The 14,612-nt window shown below is 68.8% G+C and carries 13 protein-coding genes; 7 read left to right on the forward strand and 6 right to left on the reverse strand.

Going from position 1 to position 14,612, the window contains the following annotated elements:
- Nucleotides 1-8: 8 nt before the first annotated feature.
- Nucleotides 9-1,460 (reverse strand): helix-turn-helix transcriptional regulator, encoded by a 1,452-nt coding sequence (locus AB663_RS00585; RefSeq protein WP_067194448.1) that lies wholly within the window; start codon nucleotides 1,458-1,460, stop codon nucleotides 9-11.
- A 143-nt stretch (nucleotides 1,461-1,603) separates the two neighbouring features.
- On the opposite strand from AB663_RS00585, the gene aceB reads away from it, so the two are divergent.
- The 3 genes from aceB (at nucleotide 1,604) to AB663_RS00600 (ending at nucleotide 5,417) form a co-directional block, all read left to right on the forward strand.
- Nucleotides 1,604-3,235: a malate synthase A gene (gene aceB / locus AB663_RS00590; RefSeq protein WP_067194451.1), complete on the forward strand. Its 1,632-nt coding sequence runs from the start codon at nucleotides 1,604-1,606 to the stop codon at nucleotides 3,233-3,235.
- A gap of 29 nt (nucleotides 3,236-3,264) precedes the next feature.
- Entirely contained in the window at nucleotides 3,265-4,860 is a 1,596-nt protein-coding gene (locus AB663_RS00595) for an isocitrate lyase (RefSeq protein WP_067194454.1), read from the forward strand.
- Nucleotides 4,861-4,982: 122 nt separating this feature from the next.
- On the forward strand, nucleotides 4,983-5,417 hold the full coding sequence (locus AB663_RS00600) for a hypothetical protein (protein ID WP_067194457.1): 435 nt from the start codon (nucleotides 4,983-4,985) through the stop codon (nucleotides 5,415-5,417).
- A gap of 29 nt (nucleotides 5,418-5,446) precedes the next feature.
- Here AB663_RS00600 and AB663_RS00605 read toward each other — a convergent pair whose 3' ends face one another.
- Nucleotides 5,447-5,956: an Lrp/AsnC family transcriptional regulator gene (locus AB663_RS00605; protein ID WP_067194460.1), complete on the reverse strand. Its 510-nt coding sequence runs from the start codon at nucleotides 5,954-5,956 to the stop codon at nucleotides 5,447-5,449.
- A 107-nt stretch (nucleotides 5,957-6,063) separates the two neighbouring features.
- Here AB663_RS00605 and ald point away from each other — a divergent pair, with 107 nt between their 5' ends.
- The 3 genes from ald to adhP all read left to right on the forward strand — a co-directional run bounded on the left by ald (nucleotide 6,064) and on the right by adhP (nucleotide 9,755).
- Nucleotides 6,064-7,158, forward strand: coding sequence for an alanine dehydrogenase (gene ald, locus AB663_RS00610; protein ID WP_067194463.1), 1,095 nt, complete (start codon nucleotides 6,064-6,066; stop codon nucleotides 7,156-7,158).
- Nucleotides 7,159-7,234: 76 nt separating this feature from the next.
- Nucleotides 7,235-8,434: a pyridoxal phosphate-dependent aminotransferase gene (locus AB663_RS00615; RefSeq protein WP_067194466.1), complete on the forward strand. Its 1,200-nt coding sequence runs from the start codon at nucleotides 7,235-7,237 to the stop codon at nucleotides 8,432-8,434.
- A 250-nt stretch (nucleotides 8,435-8,684) separates the two neighbouring features.
- Complete coding sequence (adhP, locus tag AB663_RS00620) at nucleotides 8,685-9,755, forward strand: alcohol dehydrogenase AdhP (protein WP_442922655.1); 1,071 nt, start codon at nucleotides 8,685-8,687, stop codon at nucleotides 9,753-9,755.
- Between the two features lie 111 nt (nucleotides 9,756-9,866).
- On the opposite strand, the gene AB663_RS00625 is transcribed toward adhP, so the two are convergent.
- The 4 genes from AB663_RS00625 to AB663_RS00640 are packed head-to-tail and all read right to left on the reverse strand — an operon-like array spanning nucleotide 9,867 to nucleotide 12,703.
- Nucleotides 9,867-10,997: a UDP-N-acetylmuramate dehydrogenase gene (locus AB663_RS00625; protein WP_067194469.1), complete on the reverse strand. Its 1,131-nt coding sequence runs from the start codon at nucleotides 10,995-10,997 to the stop codon at nucleotides 9,867-9,869.
- A complete protein-coding gene (locus tag AB663_RS00630; protein ID WP_067194472.1) occupies nucleotides 10,997-11,395 on the reverse strand; it encodes a MaoC/PaaZ C-terminal domain-containing protein in 399 nt (132 codons plus the stop codon). Before AB663_RS00630 ends, AB663_RS00625 begins: the two co-directional genes overlap by 1 nt.
- The gene (locus AB663_RS00635) at nucleotides 11,395-11,850 is read right to left on the reverse strand and encodes an FAS1-like dehydratase domain-containing protein (RefSeq protein WP_067194475.1); all 456 of its coding nucleotides are present in this window, start codon (nucleotides 11,848-11,850) and stop codon (nucleotides 11,395-11,397) included. Before AB663_RS00635 ends, AB663_RS00630 begins: the two co-directional genes overlap by 1 nt.
- 55 nt (nucleotides 11,851-11,905) lie before the next feature.
- Complete coding sequence (locus AB663_RS00640) at nucleotides 11,906-12,703, reverse strand: sulfite exporter TauE/SafE family protein (RefSeq protein WP_067194477.1); 798 nt, start codon at nucleotides 12,701-12,703, stop codon at nucleotides 11,906-11,908.
- A 276-nt stretch (nucleotides 12,704-12,979) separates the two neighbouring features.
- Here AB663_RS00640 and AB663_RS00645 point away from each other — a divergent pair, with 276 nt between their 5' ends.
- Nucleotides 12,980-14,557, forward strand: a complete 1,578-nt coding sequence (locus AB663_RS00645) for an AMP-binding protein (protein WP_067194480.1) — start codon at nucleotides 12,980-12,982, stop codon at nucleotides 14,555-14,557.
- Nucleotides 14,558-14,612: the final 55 nt, after the last annotated feature.

Genomic DNA, 14,612 nt, shown 5'->3' on the forward strand with positions numbered 1-14,612 from the left:
CATCGTCGTCAGCGCGGCGCGTGCGCCTCGAGGAACTCGTACACATCCGTCGTGTCCACCCCGGGGAACGCGCCGGTAGGCAGGGTCGCGAGCAGCGTTCGCGGGGTCTTCACGTTCGGCCAGGAGTTCTCGCGCCACCGCTCCTCCAGCTCCGCCGGAGCCCGCCGGCAGCACACCTCGACCGAGTGCTTCGACACTCCCCGGTGAGGGGTGTCGCGCCCCACGAACCACTTCGTGTCGTCGAAGCGCACCCCCACGCTCACCGAGTGCAGCCCCTCGCTCGATGCCTCCACTCGCGCCGTGCACCAGTACGTGCCGTTCCCAGTGTCGGTGTACTGGTAGTACGGGTTGAAGCGGTCGTCCTCGTCGAACACCACACGACTGGTCCACCGCCGGCAGCACATCTGGCCCTCGATGGCGCCGAGCCGGTCGGTGGGGAAGTTCACGTCGTCGTTCTCGTACGCCTTCGTGATGGTGCCCGATTCGTGCACCTTGAGGAAGTGCACGGGGATGTCGAGATGTCTGGTCGCGAGATTGGTGAACCGGTGCGCCGCCGTCTCGTATGACACCGAGTACGCATCGCGAAGATCCTCGATCGAGATCGCACGCCGCGCCTTCGCCTCCGTGAGCATCCCGACGACGTGCGTCTCCGGCATAAGCAACGCGCCGGTGAGGTAGTTCGTCTCCACTCGCTGCCGCAGGAACTCGGCGTAGCTGCGGGGCTCGGCATGCCCGAGGATCCGGCTGGACAACGCCTGCAGCACCGCCGTCCGCGCGTCGCCCTTCGACTGCACTCGGCTCGACAGGTACAGCCGGCCGTTAGCGAGGTCGGCGACGCTGCGGGTGGTCTGCGGCAGGTCGGGCGCGTAGTGGAGCGTGAAGCCCAGATAGGCGGCGATCTCGGATGCCACGCGCTGAGTGAGCGGCCCTCCCGTGTGACCGACCGCCGCCAGGATCTCGGATGCCTTCGCCTCGAGATCTGCGAAGTGATTGTCCTGCCGGCGCATGAGCTGACGCAGCTCCACGTTCGCGCGCCGAGCCTCCTCGGGTGTCGCCGCGCGCTCATCCTTGAGCCTGTCGATCTCGCCGTGCAAGGCGAGCAGCGCGCGCAGCGCATCCGTCGGGACGCTCTTGCCGATGCGGAACGGCGCGATCCCGAGAGCTTGGAACGTCTGCCCCTTCATGGCACGCTCCACGGCGATCTCCAGCGCGCTTCGCTCATCGAGCGGCTCGCCCTCGAGAAGCGCGTCGATGGTCACGCCGAGCGCACGCGCGATCGCCTGCAGCTGCGTGAGCTTCGGCTCGCGCTTGCCGGTCTCGATCATCGACAGCTGGCTGGGCGCCCTGTCGACAGCCGCGGCGAGGTCGTCGAGGGTCATCCCTCGCGCGATCCGCAGCTGACGGATGCGCCGTCCGATCGTGAGGGTGTCGGCGTCTTCGTCGACGACTGAGGTACTCATGCGGGCGATTCTCTCACAGAAACAGAATTTCTGTCGATCTTCACATGCGAAATGGTTATTCGGATGCCGGATCTTCACTCAGAGTGGATGCCAAGCCAGCCGGCCCGCCACCGTGATCCCGCACACACGAAAGGACCCAGATCATGAGCGCTCCGACCATCACCACCCAGCAGGGTCCCGCCGTCACCATCACCGGCCCCCTCCGCGACCGCTACGACGAGATCCTCACGCCCGACGCCCTCGCATTCCTCACCGAACTGCACCACCGCTTCGCGGGCCGCCGACACGACCGGCTCGCCGACCGCATGCGAGCGCGCTTCGAGATCGGCAACGGCCACGACCCGGGCTTCCGTAACGACACCGCACACATCCGCGACGACGCCGACTGGCGGGTGGCGGGCGCCGGCCCCGGTCTCGAAGACCGCCGCGTCGAGATCACGGGCCCGACCGACCCGAAGATGACGGTGAACGCGCTGAACTCCGGCGCGCGCGTCTGGCTCGCCGACCAGGAGGACGCCACGAGCCCCACCTGGAAGAACGTCATCGAGGGCCAGCTCTCGCTGCGCGACGCCATCCGGGGCGAGCTCTCCTACACCTCCCCCGAGGGCAAGGAGTACCGCGTCACCGCCGAGCGCACGCCAACGATCGTGATGCGCCCGCGCGGCTGGCACCTGCCCGAGCGGCACCTCGAGTTCACCGACCGGTCGGGCCGCACCCTCGCGGCATCCGGCTCGCTCGTCGACTTCGGGCTCTACTTCTTCCACAACGCGCAGGCCCTCATCGACGCCGGTCGCGGCCCGTACTTCTACATCGCCAAGCTCGAGTCGAGCGAGGAGGCGAAGCTGTGGGACGACGTCTTCAGCTTCAGCGAGGAGTACATCGGGATCCCGCACGGTACGATCCGCGCCACCGTGCTCATCGAGACGCTGCCGGCCGCGTTCGAGATGGAGGAGATCCTGTACGAGCTGCGCGACCACTGCGCGGGGCTCAACGCGGGCCGCTGGGACTACATCTTCTCCATCATCAAGAACTACCGCGGGCGCGGGGCACGTTTCGTGCTCCCCGACCGCAGCGAGGTCACGATGACGGTGCCGTTCATGCGCGCCTACACGGAGCTGCTCGTGAAGACCTGCCACAAGCGCGGCGCCTTCGCGATCGGCGGCATGAGCGCCTTCATCCCGAACCGTCGCGACCCCGAGATCACGGCCCGCGCCATCGAGAAGGTCTCCGCCGACAAGAAGCGCGAGGCGACCGACGGCTTCGACGGCACCTGGGTGGCCCACCCCGACCTGATCCCGACCGCACAGGCCGAGTTCGACGCGGTGCTCGGCGACCGGCCGAACCAGATCGACCGTCAGCGTGACGATGTGCAGGTGACGGCATCCGACCTGCTGGATCTGCACATCGGGCGCCCGATCACCGCGCAGGGCGTGCGTGACAACGTGTCGGTGGCGATCCGGTACCTCGAGGCCTGGCTGCGAGGGATCGGCGCGGTGTCGATCGACAACCTCATGGAGGATGCCGCGACGGCCGAGATCAGCCGATCGCAGGTGTGGCAGTGGATCCACCAGGACCGCACGACCGAGGACGGGACGGCGATCACACCGGAGTACGTGGAGGACCTCATCCGCGACGTGCTCGACGACGCCCCCCGGTCGCCCGGCGACCGCTTCGACGACGCCGCCGACATCTTCCGCGAGGTCGCGTTGCGCGAGGAGTTCCCGGCGTTCCTCACGCTCGGCGCCTACACCCGCTACCTCACCGAGACCGACTGACCCGCTCCCCCACCGACGAAGGAGACGACATGACCCAGTACCAGGACGACATCGACGCCATCCGCGCTCTGAAGCAGGCGAACGGCTCTGCGTGGCACGCGATCGACCCCGAGGCCGTCGCACGGATGCGCGCGCAGAACCGCTTCCGCACCGGACTCGAGATCGCGCAGTACACCGCCGACATCATGCGCAAGGACATGGCGGAGTACGACGCCGACTCCTCGCTCTACACGCAGTCGCTCGGGGTGTGGCACGGCTTCATCGGGCAGCAGAAGCTCATCTCGATCAAGAAGCACCTGAAGTCGACGAACAAGCGCTACCTCTACCTGTCGGGGTGGATGGTCGCGGCGCTCCGCTCAGAGTTCGGGCCCCTCCCCGATCAGTCCATGCACGAGAAGACAGCAGTGCCCGCTCTGATCGAGGAGATCTACACGTTCCTCCGGCAGGCGGATGCTCGCGAGCTGGACCTGCTGTTCACCCAGCTCGACGCGGCGCGGGCCGACGGCGACGACACGGCGGCGGAGGTCATCCAGTCGCAGATCGACACCTACGAGACCCATGTGGTGCCGATCATCGCCGACATCGACGCAGGCTTCGGCAACCCCGAGGCGACGTACCTGCTCGCCAAGAAGATGATCGAGGCCGGTGCCTGCGCCATCCAGATCGAGAACCAGGTCTCCGACGAGAAGCAGTGCGGCCACCAGGACGGCAAGGTCACGGTGCCGCACGAGGACTTCCTCGCGAAGATCAACGCGGTCCGGTATGCCTTCCTCGAGCTCGGCATCGACAACGGCATCATCGTCGCCCGCACCGACTCGCTCGGCGCGGGGCTCACTCAGAAGCTCGCCGTCACCCGTGAGCCCGGTGATCTCGGCGACCGGTACAACTCCTTCCTCGACGTCGAGGAGATCTCCGAGGCCGAGCTCGGCAACGGCGACGTCGTGATCAAGCGCGACGGAAAGCTGCTTCGCCCGAAGCGCCTGCCGAGCAACCTGTACCAGTTCCGCCAGGGCACCGGCGAGGAGCGCGTCGTGCTCGACTGCATCACCTCGCTGCGCAACGGTGCCGATCTGCTCTGGATCGAGACCGAGAAGCCGCACATCGAGCAGATCGCGGGCATGGTCGACGCCATCCGCGAGGAGATCCCGACGGCGAAGCTCGTCTACAACAACAGCCCGTCGTTCAACTGGACGCTGAACTTCCGCCAGCAGGCGTACGACGCCCTCGCCGCGCAGGGTGCGGACGTGTCGGCATACGACCGCGACAAGCTCATGAGCGCCGAGTACGACGACACCGAGCTCGCCCGGCTGGCAGACGAGAAGATCCGCACCTTCCAGCGCGACGGCTCCGCACGCGCGGGCATCTTCCACCACCTCATCACGCTGCCGACGTACCACACGGCCGCACTGTCGACGGATGACCTCGCCAAGGGATACTTCGGCGACGAGGGCATGCTGGCCTACGTGCAGGGAGTGCAGCGGCGCGAGATCCGCGGCGGGATCGCGACGGTCAAACACCAGAACATGGCGGGCAGCGACATCGGCGACAACCACAAGGAGTACTTCGCCGGCGATGCGGCCCTCAAGGCCGGCGGTCAGCACAACACCATGAACCAGTTCAGCTGACGACTCACCCGCGGCCGACCCGGCCAGACACCGGATGCCCCTCGCCAAGCCCCGGCGAGGGGCATCCGTGATGTCGTGGGGCGTCTCGAGCCGGGCCCGCGCGGCGGGCGTATCGTGAAGGCATGGACGATGTCTGGGCCGGCCTTGCCGGAGAGCTCCTGCACCTGTACCCGCGCGGCCGGCGGCTCGCTGCCGTCGCCGGAGCGGATGCCGAGCGCTCGCGCTCCGTGGCAGACGCGCTCGCCGAGGCTCTGCGGTCGGCGGGACACGACGTCGAGCGCGTGCACGTCGACGCCGTCGACGCCGATGCCCTGCGCGCGGAGGTCGTCGGCCCGTTCCGCAGCGCACCGTCGGAAGACCGCGTCCTCCTCGTCTCGGGACCCGGCCTGCTCCTCGGCAACGCCGCTCGCGGTCTGTGGAACTTCACGGTCTGGCAGCTGGCCGGCGACGAGCCTCCGCACACCGTGGCGAACGCGCTGGTCGACGTCACCGATCCGCAGCATCCGTTCCGCCGGTTCGCGGACTACTGCGCGGCGCCCGCGTCGTACGGCGCCTGAACCACGCTTCGCTCCGGCCGGAGCCGCACTCAGCGGAACGACGCGGCCACCGAGTTGCGGTGGTAGTCGAAGATGATGCTCGTGCGGGTGGAGGCGACGCTGGCCTGCGCAGACAGATGCTCCAGCACGAACTCGCGCATCTCCGACGAGTCGGCCACAGCGATGTGCAAGAGGAAGTCGTCGTCTCCGCCGAGGAAGAACACCTGGATCACCTGAGGCAGCACGCGCACCCGGTCGGCGAACTCGACGATGCTCTCGCGACGGCCGCTCGGACGCAGGGTGACGCCGATGACCGCCTGCAGCCCCGCGCCCAGCATCCGCTCGTCCACGCTGGCGTGGAACCCGGTGATGACGCCGCGGTCGAGAAGAGAGCGCAGGCGCGCATGCGCCGTCGACGGCGCGACCCCGAGCGTCGCGGCGAGTTCGGCGTTGGTCATGCGCCCGTCGGCGGCGAGCAGCTGCACGATCTGGGCGTCGACGGGGTCGAGCGCCGGCGCGCGCAGAGGATTCGGCCGACGGCCCTCGGATGACGTATTCACCCGAACGATTATTCAGCATCCGCCGTTCCACCGAATAGTCTTCACGAGATCTTTCTGTCGCCCGACGTTTCTGCGATTCTGGCAGTACCGCTCAATCTGGAGGATCGATGAAGATCGCCGTTCCCACCGAGGTCAAGAACAACGAGAACCGCGTCGCGCTCACCCCTGCCGGCGCTGACCGCCTCGTGCACGAAGGTCACCGTGTGCTCGTTCAGGCCGGCGCCGGCATCGGCTCCGGCTTCTCCGACGACGACTACCGTCAGGTCGGAGCCGAGATCGTCGCCACCGCCGACGAGGCATGGGGTGAGGCCGAGCTGCTGCTGAAGGTCAAGGAGCCGATCGCGCAGGAGTACGGCTTCCTTCGCCCTGACCTCACCCTGTTCACCTACCTGCACCTCGCGGCCGACAAGCCGCTCACGATGGCGCTGGCGGATGCCGGAACCACGGCCGTCGCCTACGAGACCGTGCAGCTGCCCGACCGGAGCCTGCCGCTGCTGGTGCCGATGAGCGAGATCGCGGGGCGGCTCTCGGTCACGATGGGGTCATACTCGCTCCTGCGCTCGAACGGCGGCCGAGGCGTGCTGCTCGGCGGCATCGCCGGCACTCCGCGCGCGAAGACCGTGGTGATCGGCGGGGGCGTCGCGGGCGAGCACGCGGCGGCGAACGCCCTGGGTCTCGGCTCCCGCGTCACGGTCGTCGACATCTCGCTGCCGCGGCTGCGCGAGCTCGAGCACCGCTACGGCGGGGCGCTCGAGACGCGCGTCTCCAGCCGCTACGCGATCGCCGAGGAGCTGGCCGATGCCGACCTCGTGATCGGGTCGGCCCTGATCCCCGGGGCGGCTGCGCCGAAGCTCGTCACCGACGACATGGTCGCGGCGATGAAGCCGGGCTCGGTGCTCGTGGACATCGCGATCGATCAGGGCGGATGCTTCGAGGGCTCGCATCCGACGACGCACGACGACCCGACCTTCGCGGTGCACGACTCGATCTACTACTGCGTCGCCAACATGCCGGGCGCCGTGCCCGCCACCGCGACCCGAGCGCTCACCAACGCGACGCTCCCGTACGTGTCGGCGATCGCCGGCAAGGGCTGGGAGCAGGCGGCATCCGACGACCCCGCGCTGGCGAAGGGCCTCAACGTGCAGGGCGGCCGCATCACCCTCCCGGCGGTCGCTCAGGCGCATGGGCTCTCCGGCTCGTGACCGGCAGGAAAGAAGCCCGGTTCTTGTCGGCATCCCACGACTCCTCCCGACGCCCCACCCGGGTACGCTCGATATCGTGACCGAACGCGCACCTCTCTCCCGCAAGCTGTCCGCCATCGCCGAGTCTGCGACGCTCAAGGTCGATGCCAAGGCGAAGGCACTCAAGGCCGAGGGCAAGCCCGTCATCTCGTATGCCGCGGGCGAGCCCGACTTCGCGACTCCGCAGTTCATCGTCGACGCCGCGGCCGAGGCGCTGGCCGACCCCGCCAGCTACCGCTACACGCCCGCGTCGGGCCTGCCCGCGCTGCGTGAGGCGATCGCCGCGAAGACCCTGCGCGACTCGGGGCTCGAGGTCTCCCCGAGCCAGGTCATCGTGACCAACGGCGGCAAGCAGTCGGTGTACCAGGCCTTCCAGGCCGTGGTGAACCCCGGCGACGAGGTGCTGCTGCCCGCTCCGTACTGGACGACCTACCCCGAGGCGATCCGTCTGGCCGACGGCACGCCCGTCGAGGTCTTCGCGGGGGCCGACCAGGAGTACAAGGTCACCGTCGAGCAGCTCGAGGCCGCGCGCACCGAGCGCACGACCGCGCTCGTGTTCGTCTCGCCCTCGAACCCCACCGGATCGGTGTACACGGCTGAGGAGACCAAGGCCATCGGCGAGTGGGCCCTGGAGCACGGCATCTGGATCATCTCGGATGAGATCTACCAGAACCTCACATATGAGGGCGTGAAGGCCACCTCGATCGTCGAGGCGGTGCCCGAGGTCGCGAACCAGACGATCCTCGTCAACGGCGTCGCGAAGACCTACGCCATGACCGGTTGGCGCGTGGGCTGGATGGTCGGCCCCGCCGACGCCATCAAGATCGCCGGCAACCTGCAGTCGCACCTCACGAGCAACGTGAACAACGTCGCCCAGAAGGCCGCGATCGCCGCGCTGAACGGTCCGCAGACCGAGGCCGAGCAGATGCGCGAGGCGTTCGACCGCCGGCGCCGTCTCATCGTGTCGGAGCTCTCGAAGATCGACGGCCTCGTGGTGCCGAACCCGACCGGAGCGTTCTACGTCTACCCCGACGTGCAGGGGCTGCTGGGCCGCACGTGGGGCGGCGTGACGCCGACGACCTCACTGGAGCTCGCCGACCTCATCCTCGATCAGGCCGAGGTCGCGGTCGTGCCCGGCGAGGCGTTCGGCCGGTCCGGGTACATCCGCATGTCGTACGCCCTCGGCGACGACCAGCTGCTCGAGGGCGTGCAGCGCCTGCAGCGCCTCTTCGGCTGACGCCGCGTCGCTCACGTCGCGCGTTCTGGCGTCGAGAGGAGACGTCAGTCCTCGGGGTGGTGGCCGATCAGCCAGCGGATGCCGTAGCGATCGACGACCGTACCGTAGTAGTCGCCGTGTACGCCCGTGCGCGCAGTCATCGACACCGGTGCAACCGGATGCAACTGGGCGCAACGGGTCGTTACACCGCCTCCCGTACCTTCGCTCGGGAGGACGGCGAACGCCCGTCCCGAACGAGGAAGTGATGTCGATGACGACTCTGACCGATTCCCGCCCCCGCACCGCACGTGGCGCCGTGCCCGACGGCGTGATGCGTGCCGCCGTGGTGACGGCATCCGACCGCCCGCTGGTGATCGCCGATGTTCCCATCCCCGTCCCCGGGCCGCGACAGGCTCTCGTGAAGCTGATCACGAGCGGGGTGTGCCACACCGATCTGCACGCGGCTCGCGGAGACTGGCCAGTGGCTCCCAAGGCCGACCTCATCCCCGGACACGAAGGTTTCGGAACGGTGGTCGCGCTCGGCGAAGAGGTCACGTCGTTGGCCGTCGGAGACACGGTGGGCAACGCGTGGCTGTGGAGCGCCTGCGGTGTCTGCGAATACTGCCGCACCGGCTGGGAGACGCTGTGCCCTGAACAGCAGAACGGCGGCTATTCCGTCGACGGCAGCTTCGCGGAGTACATGCTCGTCGACGAGCGCTTCGCAGCACGCGTGCCCGACGGCGTCGATCCCGTGGAGGTCGCTCCCATCCTGTGCGCCGGCGTGACCGTGTACAAGGGCCTGAAGATGACGGAGGTCAAGCCCGGGGAATGGGTGGTGATCTCCGGCATCGGCGGACTCGGTCACATCGCCGTGCAGTACGCCAGGGCGATGGGCATGCGCGTGGCAGCGGTCGACATCGACGAAGCGAAGCTCGCTCTCGCGCGCTCGCACGGCGCCGAGATCACCGTGAACGCGGCGGAGCAGGACCCGGGAGAAGCCATTCAGGCTGCGATCGGCGGAGCACACGGCGTGCTCGTCACCGCCGTCCACCCGAAGGCGTTCGGTCAGGCCCTCGCGGTCACCCGACGAGGGGCGACGATCGTGTTCAACGGGCTTCCGCCGGGTGACTTCCCCGCCAACATCTTCGACATCGTGCTGCGTGCCATCACCATCCGCGGCTCGATCGTGGGCACGCGACAGGACATGGTCGAAGCCCTCGACTTCTACGCCCGAGGCGAGATCCACCCCACCACCACCGTCGAGCCGCTGGACAACATCAATGAGATCTTCGAGCGCATGGAGAAGGGGCAGATCGACGGCCGCATCGTCATGAAGTACTGAACGGTCGACAACCACTGAATAGATGACGCGTTCCACGGCGGTCGCGCGACCCGCGACCGCCGTGGAACTCCGACGATTCCGGTCCGACGCCGAGTGCGAGTCAGCGCACGTTCAGAGCTCGACGCCGACGAGCACCGGCTCGGGTTGCAGCACGAGTCCGAACTCCGCATGCACGCGACTCTGGATGAAGCGTGCGAGCTCCGATACCTCTGCGGCCGTCGCCCCTCCCCTGTTGGTGAGCGCGAGCGCGTGCTTGGTCGACACCGACGCGCGCGACCGCGGCAGCTTGAACCCCTTGCGGATGCCGGCGTGCTCGATGAGCCACGCGGCGCTGACCTTGACATCGGAGGCTTCGGGCTTCGCCGCTGGCACGAGGCCGTCGTACGACGCCAGGGGGATCACCGTGACGGCGTCGAGATCGGGAGAGACCGGCCAGCGCGGGCACTCCGGCGGCAGGGCACGCGCCACGCTCTCCGGGACGATCGCGTTCTGGAAGAACGAGCCGACGCCGTGGGTGTCGGGGTCGTCCTCGTCGAGCAGCATCCCCTTCGAGGCGCGAGTGGCGAGGATGCGCTCGCGCACCCAGGTCAGCGGCACGGGGTCGTCGCCCTGCAGCCCCAGGGCTCGGCGCAGCTGCTCGCCGCGCACGACGCGCTCCTGGGCGACGAGCAGGTCGACCGTGATGGACAGGATCACGGCACGCCGCTGCGGCTCACCGCCGTAGTGGTGCTTGAAGACCGAGGTGCGGAAGCCAAGCCCGAGTTCGGATGCCGGCACCGTGAGCACCTCGTCGGAGTGCTCGTCGATCAGCTCGACCTCCACGAGGGTCTCCTGCACCTCCTGGCCGTAGGCGCCGATGTTCTGCACGGGAGCGGCGCCGACCGTGCCGGGGATGCCGCTCATGGCCTCCAGCCCCGCATACCCGCGCTCGACGGCGTACGCGACGAGGTCGTCCCACGAATGCCCCGCCTGCGCGCGCAGACGGATGCGTCCTGCATGCGGCGACGGGAGCTCCTCGATGCCCTGCGTGAGCACGCGGATGACGGTTCCCTCGAACGGCTCGTCGCCCACGAAGAGGTTCGAGCCGCCGCCGAGCACGAACCAGTCGTCGCCGCGCTCCCACACGTCGTGCAGCGCGTCGATGAGTTCGGCGGTCGTCGTCGCCTCCAGCATCCGCTCCGGTGCCGCGCCGGTGCGCAGCGTGGTGAGCGCCGACAGAGGGATCGGCTGGATCTCGCCCATCAGAGCGCGACGCGCAGCTGCGCCTTGACCAGCACGGTCGTCTCGGCCGACGTGACCTTGAGGTCGATGCGCGCCGCGGTGTCGTCGACGGCGCCGACCGTGGCGACCACGTGCACGTCGGCACCCTCGTGCGGGTCGACGACCACGGGCTTGGTGAACCGCACCCCGTAGTCGAGGATGCGCGCTGTCGGCTCCAGCGCCGCGACCACGACAGACGAGGCGATGCCCATGGTCAGCATCCCGTGCGCCAGGACACCGGGGAGACCGACGGATGCCGCGATGTCGTCGCGGTAGTGGATCGGGTTGAAGTCTCCGGATGCTCCGGCGTATCGCACGAGCGACTCGCGCGTCAGGTGCACGGTGCGCTCGGCGATCACGTCTCCGACGGCGAACGACATCACGCGGCTCCTTCTTCCGAACCGACGAGCAGGACGCTCGTCGCCGTCACGACATGCGCACCATCGGCATCCGTGATCTCGGCCTCGCTGGTGATCATCGCGTTGCCGCCCATCATGCGGATGCCGGTGACCTTCAGCCGGCCCGTGAGCTCGTCACCCGCGATGATGGGGCGCGAGTACGCGAAGCGCTGCTCCGCGTGGATCGTGCGCGCGAGCACGATGCCGGAGTCGGGCTCGCTCAGCAGCTGCTGCAGCGTGTGGTCCTGGATGACCATCGCGAAGGTCGGCGGGGCGACCACGTCGGCGTAGCCGGCGGCGCGGGCCGCCTCGACGTCGGTGTGCTGCGGAGCGTCGGCGAACACGGCGCGGGCGAACTCGCGCACCTTCTCACGTCCGACGAGATAGGGGGCCGTCGGCGGGAACTCACGCCCGACGAGATCTTGGTTCACTGCCACCCCTCGATCCTACCGGCGTGCTCCCGGGAGCCCGTCGTGAGCCGTGGCGGGGCGGTCAGGCCTTCCGGCGCCCCTTGACGGCCTTCATCGCCATCTGCACCGCGATCACGACGAGGTACGCCGCGAAGAGGATGTTCGCGACCGTGGGGTCGATGAGGGTCGCCAGCCACGCGCCGAGGGCCGTGGTGGTGCACGCCGATACGCCGACGAGCAGCGCCGCGACGAGATCGACGTTGCGGTTGCGCAGATTGCCGATGGTGCCGGAGACCGCGGTGGGGATCATCATGAGCAGCGACGTGCCCTTCGCGACGAGGTCGCTCGTGCCGAACGCGACCATGAGCACCGGTACGACGATGACTCCGCCGCCGACGCCGATCAGTCCGGCGAGGATGCCGGTCGCGATGCCGACGCCCACGAGGGCGATGCCGCTGATCCAGGTGAGGTCGAAGTCGGCGTCGCGCGACGGGATGACGACGAACAGCATGACGATCACCACGACGAGGAAGGCGACGAACCCCCAGCGCAGCGCGGTCTGGGAGATGCGTGGAAGCAGGCGCGTGCCGATCTGCGCGCCGATCACGGCGCCCGCGGCGAGGATGAGCGCGGGGATCCACGCGACCGAGCCGTGCACGGCGTACGAGATCACGCCGACGGCCGCGGTCGGCACGATGGCCGCCAGCGAGGTGCCTGCCGCGAGCCGCTGGTTGAAGTGCAGCAGCAGCACGAGCAGCGGCACGATCACGGTGCCGCCGCCGACGCCGAACAAGCCGGAGAGGAGCCCCGCGAGCAGCCCGATGCCGATGAAGGAGAGGTAGGCGCGAGGCCCTCGGTTCAGGGTCTGGACATCGCTCACCCGTTCAGCCTACTCTCGCCACTCGGACCGCCTGCCCCGCCGAGACCCCCGCACAGCGCCGAGACCCCCGCGGTAACGCTGCTGGCCGGAGAGCTGGTCGGTGCCGACGAGACCGAGGGACAGCCCAACGCCCTCGACTACTCCACGAAGGGCCGTCCGAGCACGCGATACCGGGCGCACGAGACCGACTGAACGCTCTGGGACTCGGTGCCGAACTATGCGACACTGGATCGCATCGGACGACGTCGTCCGCTGACCCGGATCGAAGGAGATCTCATGGTTCGCAGCAGCTTTCCCGACGTGGACATCCCCGCGGTGTCCGTCTTCGACTTCCTGTTCGGCGACCTCGACGAGTCGCGGCTCGACGCCGTCGCGCTCATCGACGGCACCACAGGCGCCACGACCACCTACCGGCAGCTCGTCGCCCAGATCGATCTCTTCGCCGGCGCCCTGGCCGCACGCGGGGTGGGAGTCGGCACGACGGTCGGCGTCCTGTGCCCGAACATCCCCGCGTTCGCCACGGTGTTCCACGGCATCCTGCGCGCCGGCGCCACAGCGACGACCATCAACTCGCTCTACACGGCCGACGAGATCGCCAACCAGCTGACGGATGCCGGCGCCTCGTGGCTGGTCACAGTGTCGCCGCTGCTCTCCGGGGCACAGGCGGCGGCCGAGAAGCTCGGCATCCCCGCGGACCGGGTGATCGTGCTCGAAGGTGCGGATGGCCATCCGTCCCTCGCCGCGCTGCTCGGCGAGGGGCATCCCGCCCCCGACGTGAGCTTCGACCCGGCGACGCATCTCGCCGTGCTCCCCTACTCGTCGGGGACGACCGGCCGCCCGAAGGGCGTGATGCTGACGCACCGCAACCTGGTCGCCAACGTCAGTCAGTGCCGCTCGACCATCACTCTCGGCGAGGACGACCGCGTTCTCGCCGTGCTCCCGTTCTTCCACATCTACGGGATGACCGTGCTGCTGAACTTCGCACTGCGGCAGCGCGCCGCCCTCGTCACCATGCCGAAGTTCGATCTCGAGGACTTCCTCCGCGTGGTGCAGGACCACAAGACGAGCTGGGTCTTCATCGCCCCGCCGATCGCGGTCGCCCTGGCGAAGCATCCGCTCGTCGATCGGTACGACATGTCGTCCGTCAAGGTCATCTTCTCCGGCGCTGCCCCGCTCGACGGCGCCCTCGCATCGGCGGTCGCGGCACGGCTCGACTGCACGGTCTGCCAGGGCTACGGCATGACCGAGACGAGCCCGGTCACCCACGTCATCCCCTACGACCGCGACGACATCGACCGCTCCACCGTCGGCATGCTGCTCGCCAACACCGAGGCGCGCCTCGTCGACGCCGAGACCGGTCGCGACGTCGATGTCCCCGCCGAGGGGCCGAGCGAGCCCGGAGAGCTGCTGATCCGCGGGCCGCAGGTGATGGCCGGCTACCTCAACCGGCCGGACGCGACCGCCGAGATGCTCGACGCCGACGGCTGGCTGCACACCGGCGACGTGGCCACCGTGACGAGCGACGGGATCTTCCGGATCGTCGACCGCCTCAAGGAGCTCATCAAGTACAAGGGCTACCAGGTGGCGCCGGCCGTGCTCGAGGCCGTGCTGCTGGAGCATCCGGACATCGCCGACGCCGCCGTGATCGGAGCGCTCGACGACGACGGCCAGGAGGTGCCGAAGGCCTTCGTGGTGCGGCAGCCTGGCGCGGAGCTCGACGCGGATGCCGTCATCGCGCATGTCGCTGCACACGTGGCCCCGCACGAGAAGGTGCGGCAGGTGGAGTTCATCGACGCGATCCCGAAGTCGTCGTCCGGCAAGATCCTCCGTAAGGACCTGCGCGCCCGCGCCTGAACGAAGGACCTGCGCGTCCGAGCCTGAACGAAGGACGCCGCAGAACGACGAAGCC

The sequence above is a fragment of the Microbacterium sp. XT11 genome, assembly GCF_001513675.1.
GTDB lineage: Bacteria > Actinomycetota > Actinomycetes > Actinomycetales > Microbacteriaceae > Microbacterium.

What these genes read in the sequence shown, in the direction of transcription:
- aceB (WP_067194451.1), top strand. Translation starts at nt 1,604, where the DNA reads ATGAGCGCTCCGACCATCACCACCCAGCAGGGTCCCGCCGTCACCATC.
- AB663_RS00585 (WP_067194448.1), bottom strand. Translation starts at nt 1,460, where the DNA reads ATGAGTACCTCAGTCGTCGACGAAGACGCCGACACCCTCACGATCGGA.
- AB663_RS00645 (WP_067194480.1), top strand. Translation starts at nt 12,980, where the DNA reads ATGGTTCGCAGCAGCTTTCCCGACGTGGACATCCCCGCGGTGTCCGTC.
- ald (WP_067194463.1), top strand. Translation starts at nt 6,064, where the DNA reads ATGAAGATCGCCGTTCCCACCGAGGTCAAGAACAACGAGAACCGCGTC.
- adhP (WP_442922655.1), top strand. Translation starts at nt 8,685, where the DNA reads ATGACGACTCTGACCGATTCCCGCCCCCGCACCGCACGTGGCGCCGTG.
- AB663_RS00600 (WP_067194457.1), top strand. Translation starts at nt 4,983, where the DNA reads ATGGACGATGTCTGGGCCGGCCTTGCCGGAGAGCTCCTGCACCTGTAC.
- AB663_RS00625 (WP_067194469.1), bottom strand. Translation starts at nt 10,997, where the DNA reads ATGGGCGAGATCCAGCCGATCCCTCTGTCGGCGCTCACCACGCTGCGC.
- AB663_RS00595 (WP_067194454.1), top strand. Translation starts at nt 3,265, where the DNA reads ATGACCCAGTACCAGGACGACATCGACGCCATCCGCGCTCTGAAGCAG.
- AB663_RS00630 (WP_067194472.1), bottom strand. Translation starts at nt 11,395, where the DNA reads ATGTCGTTCGCCGTCGGAGACGTGATCGCCGAGCGCACCGTGCACCTG.